This is a genomic window from Paenibacillus sp. JQZ6Y-1, assembly GCF_040719145.1.
Taxonomy (GTDB): domain Bacteria; phylum Bacillota; class Bacilli; order Paenibacillales; family Paenibacillaceae; genus Saccharibacillus; species Saccharibacillus kandeliae.
In genome coordinates, this window is sequence record NZ_JBFDUZ010000007.1 from 1 (window position 1) to 12,188 (window position 12,188).

A 12,188-nucleotide genomic window follows, 5' to 3' on the forward strand; every position below is an offset into this window, starting at 1 on the left:
GTCGTCCATGCGGACAACGAAAGTATCCGGTATTAGCTACCGTTTCCGGTAGTTATCCCAGGCTAAAGGGCAGGTTGCCTACGTGTTACTCACCCGTCCGCCGCTAAGTCTCAAAGAAGCAAGCTTCTCATCAACTCCGCTCGACTTGCATGTATTAGGCACGCCGCCAGCGTTCGTCCTGAGCCAGGATCAAACTCTCCATAAAAGTGTTTGACTTGCTCATTTCTTGCTGGCGAGAACATTGCTGTTCTCTATTATTTCAAATCCTATTTGTTCAGTTTTCAAAGAACTTGTTTGTTGTTTATTCATTTCGCAACAACTCTTATATCTTATCATATGCGAGTCAGTTAGTCAACAACTTTTTTTAAATCATTTTCTTTCAAAGTTGTTTGCCGCTCGAGGCGACTTGAATAATATATCATGTATCCAGAAAGTTAGCAAGTCTTTTTTTAATTTTATTTTATTTAGGAATATCCATCCTATATGCAGGTTTGTATAGAGTCTATGATCATTCTGTATATGCAACTCTTATCCTTTATATGATCTCAGTTTTCTTCAACTGTAACTCGCTTCTTATAAACAGTATGTTTATAATGAATGTAAAGTAGTTGTATTTAAGTTATTTAGCCACGTTACTATTGTTTGATTCTATCAATCATTTACGTCTTGTCGATTGAACCACTTATATATGACATTCCCAATAGCACTTGCCCTCCTGTATATCTGTATGAATCGCAGAAATAATATTACTATAGAATTTTCATTTGCCTGTTTGTTTGAGGCTTTGCATGAACGTATGTAACATTGCTTTCTTTGTATGTAGTGCTTTTATCTTCTAGCCTACCTTTCTCCTTTTCCTTTTGATTATTGGTATCATCCAATTTCTATTATTTTGCGAATCATGTTAGAGGCATACGGCGACTTCATATGTAGACGGCTGATGGTATGTGAACGAATTGATATCGAGTTGTAATGAAGGACTTGTTGTTTTCGATGTAGATCTTGCTGCGTTTGATTTCAATATAAGGCAACGCAATAGATCGAGCGTGAAATTATAATTTAGGAATGTTTTCTCTTAATAGTATGCGCAACTTGAGTATGCCGGACTTGGAAATCGATTTGTATCTGTAGCATCATGATTGGTTATTCATCTATTGCAAGGGAGGAACATAGGTATGAGTCGTTTGCTTTCCATGATTCAAAAGGGCTTTGGTAAAAAGCTCATTCGCCTTCATACGTGGAATGCTTGGCTAGTGGCATTACTGGCGGTAACTGGACTTGTTTTGCTAGGAGGATTCTGGCGAGAGGTTCTGGGCGAGGTTCGTGTTTGGATTCGTTGGGTTCATATTATCGGTGGACTGGCATTGCTGGTACCGGTGATTTACTACTTATTCCTCGCCTCCAAGCACTGGAAGCAGATTCGGCAAAAACCAGCGCAGAAAATGAATGTAATTCTGGTCATGATTTTGCTGATTGGTTGGATCGTATCAGGCATTTTGTTATGGCTGCTACGGCAGGTTGGACCGAATATTGCCAATACCGCACTATTTGTACATGATTTGCTGACTTGGATTGGTTTGCCTTATATTATCTACCATTCGCTGACCCGTACAGCTTGGTTGAAAGATCCGAAGAAGCGTTCCATTCGATTACAACCTGATCATATAGCTTCAGAGACGGTGAGTTCTGATTCGGAGCCTATGGTCAAAAAACCTGTGGTTATTCCTGCGGCACGCCCACAGGAAGCAACACCATTTTATACAAGACGTTCCTTTTTGCGTGGGGCAATTGGTATTGGGCTGGCTGTTTCCGTTGGTCCTACTTTTCTGAGATGGCTGGGCAATTCGTTAACAAGCAGTGGCGGCAGTTGGACGGAAATGGAAGCTAGCAATCCGAACAAAATGGTTCCTGATCCTAAACCGCTTACTGATTCGTCGCCGCCTATTGGTGGCGGTGCGCAGGGTGAGTTTCGTGTGTATACGGTAACGCCTATTCCTTCTTTTGATAATAGTAACTGGTCCTTTACGATTGATGGGCTGGTGAATAAGCCGCAAACATGGAATTGGGAGCAATTCTTGTCTTTGAAGCGGCACGTTCAGGTTAGTGATTTTCATTGTGTGACAGGCTGGTCAGTGTATAAAAATACGTGGGAAGGCATTCCGTTGCTCGACTTTTTGAAAATGGCAGGGGTTAAGTCTGAAGCGCGTACGATCAAATTTTATTCCGGTGACGGAGTGTATACCGATTCGATTACGATGGAGCAGGCGCAGTTGAAGGATATTATGGTGGCTGTGCTGCATGATGGCAATGTGATTCCTGCCGATCTCGGTGGACCGGTACGCCTCGTCATTCCGAAAATGTATGCTTACAAATCGGTAAAATGGCTGAATCGCATCGAGCTGATTGCTGACGATCATACTGGGTACTGGGAACAACGTGGTTATGATAAGGATGCTTGGCTGCCGGATAATTTGAGCTAATCAGGGGTTATGGCGAGTTATTGATGCAATGTGATATAACGTGTGATTGGCTGCTATAATGGTAAATAAAAAGGACGAGTGTCTCTGCTTGTGTAGAGATGCTCGTCCTTTTTAGATTCTGTATTGCACATTTAACGTACCAGGTGGTAAAGGAGGCTCTTTAGGCTCTTTAGGCTCTTTAGGCTCTTTAGGCTCTTTAGGCTCTTTAGGCTCTTTAGCTTTTTGCTTGTTCTGTTATGCTTCGTCCAGATTTAGCAGTTTGCGGAGTTGTTGTTCGTCTTCAATAATCTCAATACCGAGGTCCTGTGCTTTGGTGAGTTTGCTGCCTGCTTTTTCGCCTGCAATGACGATGTCGGTTTTTTTGGATACACTACCCGTGACTTTGGCTCCGAGTTGCTCCAACCGTTCAGCGGCATCGTCACGAGTCATCGTGTGCAGTGTACCAGTCAATACAACGGTTTTGCCATTAAAGTATGAATCTTCGGTTATCACCACTGCTGGTGCTTCGGGAACTTGGGGCTGTACTCCCTGCTCCAGCATACGTTCAATTCCAGTCTGCATAAATGGATCGGCAAAGTATTCGACGATACTTTCAGCAACGATTGAACCTACATCTGGCAGTTCTACCAATTCTTCCACGGTAGCCGAACGGATTTTGTCCAGATCGCGATAGTGCTCTGCCAGCATACGTGTTGTCGTTTTGCCTGTGTTCGGAATGCCAAGTGCGTACAGGAACGATGCTAGATCACGAGTCTTGCTGTCTTCAATCGCTTGCAACAGGTTATTAGCTTTACGTTCGCCAAAGCGTTCTAGCTTCACAAGATCGTCTAGCTTCAACGTATACAAATCTGCTGGTTCACGTACCTGCAATTCGCTTTGCAGTTGCGTTGCGGTCTTGATGCTGAATGTCTCAATGTCCATCGCATCGCGGGAAGCAAAATGAGTGATCCGCGCTACAATCTGCGGTTCACAGCCGAATTTGTTGTTACAGAACAGATGAGCTCCACGCTGCTCAACGGGGAAGCCACATGCTGGGCATTGATCTGGGTATACAATCTCTTCGCCGTCATTCTCCTCAGACACTTTGCCCAAGATTTCGGGAATTACATCGTTGGAACGACGGATGTAAACGCGGGTACCTAGTGCGTATTTCAGATTTTTGCGTTCGATGTCGCCGATATTGTTGAGGGTACAATTCTGTACGGTTACGCCTGCCAGCTCGACAGCTTCCACACGTGCGAGTGGAGTGATTTTGCCAGTACGTCCTACATTCCAGCTGACGGATTCAAGAATCGTACTTGTCTCTTCGGCTTCGAATTTGTAGGCGACTGCCCAGCGTGGGAACTTATCAGTATATCCCAGTACTTCACGGGTGCGCATATCGGTAATTTTGACCACGGCGCCATCGATTAGATAATCAAGGCTGCTGCGTTCGGCTTGGATTTCTTCTAGTTTTACAATGACATCATCAAAATTCTGATAATAAAAAACAGAAGGATTGACGCGTAGATGGTTATCCCGCAGAAATTGCATCATATCCTGTTGATTTTGGAAAGTCACTCCTTCTGCATAGCCTACATTGTAGAAGTAGGCATTCAGCTTGCGTTTGGATGTGATTTTGGGGTCGAGATTACGCAATGCGCCTGCGGCTGCATTACGGGCATTTTTGAGTTTGTCTTTGTCTGAAGCAGCTTCGTTATACGCTTCCAGCACAGACAGATTCATGATGCCTTCACCCTGAATTTCCAGTTTGCCGTCGGTAAATGGAATCGATAGTGGAATGGAGCGGATTGTTTTGACCTGTTCTAAAATGCCTTCACCAACCACACCGTTCCCGCGAGTTGCTGCCTGAACCAAACGCCCATGTTCATAGGTCAGATTCAGTGTCAATCCGTCAAACTTCAGTTCAACCGCATAGCTTGGTTCCGGTAGCGGCGTATCTGGGTTCTTCTCGTTGTAATCGTCGATGCGTTTACGTGCGCGGGTATGCCAGCTGGACAACTTCTCCAGATTCTGCGCTTTGTCGAGACTCCACAGCGGCGCCAAATGACGATGCGGCAAAAAGCCCTTCAGCAGTTCGCCACCTACGCGCAAGGTAGGGGAATCCGGCAATACGACACCGCTATCCTGTTCCAATTGCAGCAATCGGTCGTACAGCGCATCGTAGGCTTTATCATCCACAAGCGGCTCGTCCATGGTGTAATAATGATAATTATAGTTGTTCAGCTCGGCGACAAGGCTTTCCATTTCCTTCATCGGGTCCATTGGGGGCATCTCTCCGTTCGTGATATGTAAGACGGCTGCCAATGAAATAGACAGCCGCCTCGAAATATAGACAGCATCTGCATGTGGCGCAGTATACTGCTTGGTTTGTACAATAGGTTCCCCTATTGAAATAGAACAGCAATAGGATTTCCTTTTGATAAGGACAGGAATTATTCTACTTTGGTAATTGGTGCAAAGCCTGCCAGCAGTCGTTTCAAGCCAGTCGGTGCTGGGAACGCAATTTGCAGCTCCATATCATTACCCGTTCCTTTGACAGCTACAATGGTACCGATGCCCCATTTGCCATGAGAAACTTTGTCACCAGCTTGGAAGCTACCGCCTCCGCTTGCTGCTGGTTTTGGTGCAGCGCCATTGCCAGTACTTACAGTTACACCAGAGGATGCTGGTGCTGTGCGCGGTACGGCACGTGCAGACGATCCACTGCCAAATGCCGATGAGTTATCTCGACGTGCGCCAAAGTTACTGCCGCCGCTTCCATTGCCGCCAAAGCCGCGTCCGCCGTTACCATAGCTGCTACCGCCACCACGACGATAGTTATTTGGTGCTACGCGTGTATCTTCTTTGTACTCTTCTGGAATCTCCTCCAAGAAGCGTGATGGTGGGTTAGCGGTTGTACGTCCAAACAGTGTACGCATCTGTGCGCAGGACAAGAACAACTGCTTCTCAGCTCTGGTAATACCAACATACGCTAGACGACGTTCCTCTTCCAGCTCATCATTATCCATAAAAGCACGGCTATGTGGGAAGACGCCTTCCTCCATCCCGATAATAAATACAGTTGGGAACTCTAGACCCTTCGCACTGTGCATCGTCATCAGTACAACGGCATCTTCCTGCTCTTCAGGATCATCGCCCATCGAATCAATGTCAGCGATCAACGCCAGATCCGTCAGGAACGATACGAGCGATTTATCATCATTGTTCTTTTCAAATTCCATCGTAACCGACAAGAACTCTTCAATATTCTCGACGCGCGCTTTGGATTCCAGCGTATTCTCACGTTGCAGCTCCACTCGGTATTGAGACATCTCCAAAATCTTCTCGGTCAATTCGGTCACAGACAGATAATCCACCATCTGATGAAGCGCCGCAATCATATCGTAAAATTCCACCAGTGCATTGCGCGTACGTCCAGCAAAGCCCAGATCATCGACAATCTCTAGCACTTTGAAAATCGAAATGCCACGTTCTCCTGCTGCCGATGCTAGCTTCGCCACACTGGTATCACCGATACCACGCTTCGGTACATTGATAACGCGGGTCAAGCTGATATCATCATCCGGGTTAGATAACAGACGCAGATAGCCGAGAATGTCCTTGATCTCTTTTCGATCATAGAACTTGATGCCGCCGACAATCTGGTACGGAATATCCGACTTGATCAGAATTTCCTCTATGACCCGTGACTGCGCATTGGTACGATATAGAATCGCATGGTCTTGATACGGGCGACCAGCTTTTACATTTTTATGAATCTCAGAGGTAACGAAGTAACCTTCATCATGTTCGGAGTCAGCGCGGTAGACTTTGATCTTGGCGCCACCTTCTTTGTCCGTCCACAGCTTTTTCGGTTTGCGACCACCGTTGTTGCCGATGACTTCATTGGCTGCGTTCAGGATGTTGGAGGTAGAACGATAGTTTTGCTCCAGCAAAATCGTTTTCGCTTCGGGATAATCTTTTTCAAAATTCAAAATATTCGTAATATCCGCACCACGCCAGCGGTAAATCGACTGGTCACTATCGCCGACGACGCAAATATTGTGATGCGCGTCTGCCAGCATATTACACAGCATATATTGCGCACGGTTCGTATCTTGATATTCATCGACATGGATATAACGGAATTTCTTCTGGTAAAACTCCAGTACTTCCGGTACTTCCTTGAACAGTTGAATCGTCGTCATGATCAGATCGTCAAAATCGAGCGAGTTATTCGCGCGCAGACGACGCTGATACATGGTATATACTTTGGCTGCCAGCCCTTCAAAATAATCACCGATATTGCGCTCATATTGATCTGGTGTGACCAATTCGTTCTTCGCTGTGCTGATCATGGATTGAACGGTTTTCGGTTCAAACTTTTTCGTATCCATGTTCAGGTCTTTCATACAAGAACGGATTACAGATAGCTGATCCCCAGAATCCAGAATGGAGAAATTAGAGGTAAAACCGATCCGCTCAATATCACGACGCAAAATACGTACGCACATGGAGTGAAACGTGGATACCCAGATTTCGCGTCCATCTGGACCAACCAGCTGGGATACCCGCTCCTGCATCTCACGAGCGGCTTTGTTCGTAAAGGTAATCGCAAGAATGCCCCAAGGCGCCGATTTGCGGGAATCGATAATATGGGCGATACGGTGAGTCAGTACGCGTGTTTTCCCACTGCCCGCGCCTGCCATAATGAGTAGTGGACCATCAGTTGCTAATGCCGCTTCCTTTTGTCTTGGATTTAGGCGGTTGATGGCGTCTTTGATGTTAATCATCGTCATGCGAAATAGTGCCCCTTTCAAACCAAATAATAGTATTTTCCATACTCCTGCGAGACGATGTACAGCTTATGTACATCGTAGAAAATGATGCAACATGGAAAACAGATGAAACAGTAATACACTGATAGGAAGAATAGTCCGACATTCCAAGTCGTCGGTATATAGTGAATGATTGCTGCGGATCAAATTAGTCGTCTGAAGCGATGATGTAACGCATCTCTATTATAGGATGCAGTGGAATTGGTATTACGTTGAAACCTTAGCTATGCAAGTCCTAGTGGTATGCGTGTTCCTTTGGAAGTGCGTGGAAGCCTGTACAATCATGGAGTATTATCGCGGCAACGGTATTCATCGAATCGTGTTATGACTTTACAGCGAATACGGTTGTCAGCGCCTGCTGCAAATCGCTATACACAATATTGCCAACAATGACGGTATCACATACCTGCGACGCCTGACGTGCTGTCTGCTCATCAATCACGCCACCACCGTAAAACACATGTGCGTTACGAGTCGCTCGGCGAATATCTGCTGCCAGCTCCATATCACCAAAGGTGCCACTATATTCGATATACACTATCGGTAACTGCCATAGACGATCTGCAACCTGCGCATAAGCAGCAGCCATATCGGCATCCAGATCGGTGACTGCACCCGTCAATTGCGCTACAGTAGATTCGCCATTTAATACAATATACCCTTCCGGTATAAGCAATTCCCATGGAATGAGATGACTGTACTGCTCAATCGCCTGCACATGCCTACCAATGATCCACTCGCTCTGCTGCGTGTTCAGTACCATTGGAATCATATACAGATCAAAGCCCGGCACCACCGCTTCCAGATCGGATACTTCCAGCACGCAGGGCAACTCGTATCGACGTACACGAGACATGAGATCCACTGTGTTGTCATACGTAATGCCGGATGAACCGCCAACCATAATAGCATCCGTGCCGGACATACAAATCCGATCCAAATCGTCATCGGACAGTTCGCGATCCGGGTCTAGTTTAAACACATGCCGCCATGTTTTCATTTCGTCTCTCAATGATATTCCTCCGTCTTTGACACAACCTTCAGAATAAGTCTATGACAGCAGGTGTATGGTGTCAATGTTCGTATGTGATGCGAACAAAAATGCCCTACTTTATACAAGTAGGACATCGGCTTATTTCGTTTGTAATCATTGTATATGTCGTTATTCTGTGTATATGTCGTTATGATATTCCTCATTAAGCGATAGGTGTATCAATATGCGTTTTTGTTCACGAATCCGTTGCGAATCGTTTTGAAAATAATCTTAATGTCGAACAGCAACGACCAATTCTCAATGTAGAAAATATCATGGTTGATCCGATCCTCGATGGATGTATCACCGCGCAAGCCATTGCTCTGTGCCCAACCAGTAATACCGGGGCGTACATGGTGCTTAACCATATACTTCGGAATCTCCTCACGGAATTGCTCCACGTAATAAGGACGCTCTGGACGCGGACCGACCACACTCATATCGCCGATCAACACATTGAAAAATTGTGGCAGCTCATCCAGACTAGTACGACGGATAAACGAACCGAACTTCGTTTTACGTGGATCGTTAGCAGTTGTCCAGCCCGTATCCACCTGACCTTCTGGAATCACACGCATGGAGCGGAATTTGAACATCATGAAGTTACGACGATTCAGACCGACCCGCTCCTGCTTGAAAATAATCGGTCCCGGCGAGGTCAGCTTCACCCCGATGGCAACGACAAGCATAATCGGCGATGTAACCAAAATGGCTGCGAGGGAGAATAGAATATCAAAGCCACGCTTGAAAATCCGATTGGCAGCAATATCCAGTGGAATATCGCGCACGTTAATCATCGGCATCCCTGCAAAATTATCGAAATACGGTCGCGCTGGCAAATAGTCGAAGAAGTCAGGAATAATGAGCGTACGCACGCCTGCCTTTTCACATTCTGCAATGATCCACGGATACTTGTCATGCGCATCCAGCGGAAGCGCGAGAATGACCTCATCAATCATCATGGAATGCAGCTTATCGCCTAATTCATTGATTTTCCCCAATACCGGCTTGTACTTACGCAGCTCGATATTGTCGAAATCACGGTAATCATCCAGAAAACCGACCACCTCATAGCCCATTTCTGGGTATTGCAGCAGATTATCATAAAACCGTTTACCGAGTGAGCCTGCGCCTAGAATCAATACAAACTGCTTGTTAAAGCCTTTTTGCCGCGCCCGCTTCAATCCCAGCTTGATAATATATCGGTAGGATATAATGAACAGCAGGTTGAAGATCATATACACGAGCAGATAGTAACGGGAAATATTGACTTCTTTGAAGAAGAATAACGCGCCAAGCAAGACGAAAATACTAACTGCATGCGTCTGCACAATTTTCAGCATTTCATCGGCAAACCGTTTTTTGCGCTTGGCTGAATACAAGCTACTCATCGTTCCGATCAATACGGCGATACCGCCATAGATCATACTCCACATAAAGTAAGTCTCAATCGGCAATGCGCCATACCCTTCAGGCGAATTATCATACGGCAGCACCAAAGCTTGGAATTTTAAAAACCAAGCAAGCAGAAAGGACAGCTGAATCACAAAGAAATCCGTCAAAATATACAGTCGGGTCAAAAATCGCTGATTTTTGCGGATCACGTCTGAACTCTCCTTTCTGCCTCGGCTGTCGATACGGAAGCCGGTCGCAACAATTTATTTTTAATCAATGACATCGCAAGCTTCACCCCGATGCCCATATACACAATACCATTTGTGATAAACGAGTACTTGTTCCGATAATGCTTGCGGTGAAACAGCCACATCGCCCGATGAAACTCGTAAATGATCTTGAACGGCTTGCGGCGGCTACTCGCTCCCTTGTAATGCACAATAAACGTATTGCCTCGGTAATGAATCTCCCAGCCTGCTTCCTTGATCCGGTAGCACCAATCAATATCTTCACCGTACATGAAAAATGCTTCATCCAGCCCACCAATCTGCTGAATGACTTCACGCCGGACGAGCATAAACGCGCCAACCAGCGAGTCGACTTGGTAGCTCTCGTCGGGGCTCAGATACCCTAGCTGGTATCCGTTAAACTTGGGATTGTTCGGAAACCATTTGGAAAATCCGAACGCGTAATAAAACGATGCTGAAGGCGTAGGAAAGCCACGCTTGCATGCCTTGTCCAGCGAACCGTCCGGCAAAACAATTTTGCAGCCTGCCGCACCTGCACGCGGATGGCTGTCCATAAAAGAAACCATCGTTTCCAGTGTGTCCGGTTCTACGATGGTATCGGAATTGAGCAGCAATGTGTATCGTCCCTGTGCCTGTTTCATGCCAATATTATTGCCTTTGGCAAAGCCTCCGTTGTCGGGATTAGCGATGAATACAACATCCGGGAAAGTTGCCGGAATGCGGGTGACGGAATCATCACTGGAATGATTGTCGACTACGATAATCTCGTACGCATACTGTGTCTGCGAACGATATACCGATGCAATACAATCCAGTGTCAGCTGACATGTATTATAATTTAAAATTAAAACGCTAACGTCCATAATAACGCTCCTGCCTTGAAGTTCGCATATCGTAGCTTGATGATCAACAGGTTGTGTTGATTCATAGGCTATGATGCTGCAATTGCTAGTAGTCATGTAGAGAAGTTTTACCGGTTATTGTACATGCTCTGTACGGACCGGACTTCAGTCTACAGGCATTATAGCATAGATCATCATGCAGAAGTTAATTTCAAGATTATCCCAATGAGATCTTTTCAGTATTTTCAGATAAGCTGCAAATGGGATTACATACAGAAGAGGATTGCCTTAGAGATAGCCAATCAGGATCAGCAAGCGAAATAGAATATTTTCTGTCCTCGATTGACGGTATAATCGGCATTTTCGTAGATAACGAATCCGATCCATGATCCGATATCTCGGTGCAATAAAAGCATGTAGTTGTTCCAGCATAACCTTATCGGTCATTCGATCACCATACTGCTTGTTGAACTCCATTGCCTGAACAACGAGCAGTTTTTGATTTTGATGCTTTTTGAAACTACTTAGCTTTTTGTTAATCTTCTGCAAAAGAGTAGCTTCTCCCCCGACTGCATTGTTAGCATGTTGACGATAGTAGATAGATGGCTCGGGATCAAAAAATATGGTACCAAAGCAAGAAACAGTTATATATACCCACCAATCGTGCATTAACATATTCGCGGTATTTGCAGACACGGAGTTTAGCAATTGCAGCGTGCTCCGATTGATCGACATGGTTGCTCCGACAGCAATATTTTGAAATAACGCATTATAAAACGAAGGTGGACGAGCTGGTGCTCCTGGCCATATTGCTGTTGGCGTCAACGTTTCATCAGTTAATTGGGTAGCCGTACATACCATTACAGGGCGCGTCGTATCTATTCTATTCAGTTCAATTGGCGCTTCAAGCTGTTGCAGCTTCTGTATTGCTCTATTTGCTTTATCAGGCATCCATACGTCATCCTGATCGCAAAAGCAAAAATAGGCAGCTTCCTGATCAGCCTGCTGTATTAGGCTCCAAAAGCTTCGTACTACTCCGATATTTTCGCCAGCAATCCATTCGATTCGATTCGGGTAACGCTGCATGTATTGTTGTACGATAGAAGCAGTCCTATCATATGAACCATCATCACGAATCAAGATTTTGATATCACGATAGCTTTGCGCAAAAATACTATCCAATTGCTGAGCTATGTATTTCTCTCCATTATAGGTAGATAACAACACCTGCAAAGTTTGGTTGGCCATACGATTACTCCACTCTATGATTTAGCATTCTGCTCTATACTATCATCCATGCCTATGCAATTCCAGCATACTTCTCTCTATTCATCTACTAATCAAAAAAAGCGGTACTGTCCATTCGCTAT

7 protein-coding genes and 1 rRNA gene are annotated in these 12,188 nt (G+C 45.3%); 1 reads left to right on the forward strand and 7 read right to left on the reverse strand.

From position 1 onward, the window contains the following. Positions 1-205, reverse strand: a 16S ribosomal RNA gene (locus ABXR35_RS22370); the annotation flags it as partial. Between the two features lie 970 nt (positions 206-1,175). On the opposite strand from ABXR35_RS22370, the gene ABXR35_RS22375 reads away from it, so the two are divergent. After that, entirely contained in the window at positions 1,176-2,480 is a 1,305-nt protein-coding gene (locus ABXR35_RS22375) for a molybdopterin-dependent oxidoreductase (RefSeq protein WP_367064284.1), read from the forward strand. Between the two features lie 234 nt (positions 2,481-2,714). On the opposite strand, the gene ligA is transcribed toward ABXR35_RS22375, so the two are convergent. From ligA to ABXR35_RS22405, 6 genes are all read right to left on the reverse strand, one after another. Continuing rightward, positions 2,715-4,745, reverse strand: a complete 2,031-nt coding sequence (gene ligA, locus ABXR35_RS22380) for an NAD-dependent DNA ligase LigA (protein ID WP_367064285.1) — start codon at positions 4,743-4,745, stop codon at positions 2,715-2,717. A gap of 170 nt (positions 4,746-4,915) precedes the next feature. Beyond that, positions 4,916-7,261 carry a DNA helicase PcrA gene (gene pcrA, locus ABXR35_RS22385; RefSeq protein ID WP_367064286.1) on the reverse strand — a complete coding sequence of 782 codons (2,346 nt, stop codon included), beginning with the start codon at positions 7,259-7,261 and terminating at the stop codon, positions 4,916-4,918. 361 nt (positions 7,262-7,622) lie between these two features. Further along, complete coding sequence (gene pcrB / locus ABXR35_RS22390; RefSeq protein ID WP_367064287.1) at positions 7,623-8,312, reverse strand: heptaprenylglyceryl phosphate synthase; 690 nt, start codon at positions 8,310-8,312, stop codon at positions 7,623-7,625. 200 nt (positions 8,313-8,512) lie between these two features. Next, positions 8,513-9,937 (reverse strand): undecaprenyl-phosphate glucose phosphotransferase, encoded by a 1,425-nt coding sequence (locus tag ABXR35_RS22395; RefSeq protein ID WP_367064288.1) that lies wholly within the window; start codon positions 9,935-9,937, stop codon positions 8,513-8,515. Continuing rightward, positions 9,934-10,839 carry a glycosyltransferase family 2 protein gene (locus ABXR35_RS22400; RefSeq protein ID WP_367064289.1) on the reverse strand — a complete coding sequence of 302 codons (906 nt, stop codon included), beginning with the start codon at positions 10,837-10,839 and terminating at the stop codon, positions 9,934-9,936. The genes ABXR35_RS22395 and ABXR35_RS22400 overlap by 4 nt, the downstream gene beginning before the upstream one ends. A gap of 267 nt (positions 10,840-11,106) precedes the next feature. Further along, entirely contained in the window at positions 11,107-12,066 is a 960-nt protein-coding gene (locus ABXR35_RS22405; RefSeq protein WP_367064290.1) for a glycosyltransferase family 2 protein, read from the reverse strand. Positions 12,067-12,188 lie beyond the last annotated feature (122 nt).

Excerpts from the sequence above, each read along its gene's own strand:
- ABXR35_RS22375 (WP_367064284.1), top strand. The coding sequence starts at position 1,176 with ATGAGTCGTTTGCTTTCCATGATTCAAAAGGGCTTTGGTAAAAAGCTC.
- ligA (WP_367064285.1), bottom strand. The coding sequence starts at position 4,745 with ATGGACCCGATGAAGGAAATGGAAAGCCTTGTCGCCGAGCTGAACAAC.
- pcrA (WP_367064286.1), bottom strand. The coding sequence starts at position 7,261 with ATGACGATGATTAACATCAAAGACGCCATCAACCGCCTAAATCCAAGA.
- ABXR35_RS22400 (WP_367064289.1), bottom strand. The coding sequence starts at position 10,839 with ATGGACGTTAGCGTTTTAATTTTAAATTATAATACATGTCAGCTGACA.
- ABXR35_RS22405 (WP_367064290.1), bottom strand. The coding sequence starts at position 12,066 with ATGGCCAACCAAACTTTGCAGGTGTTGTTATCTACCTATAATGGAGAG.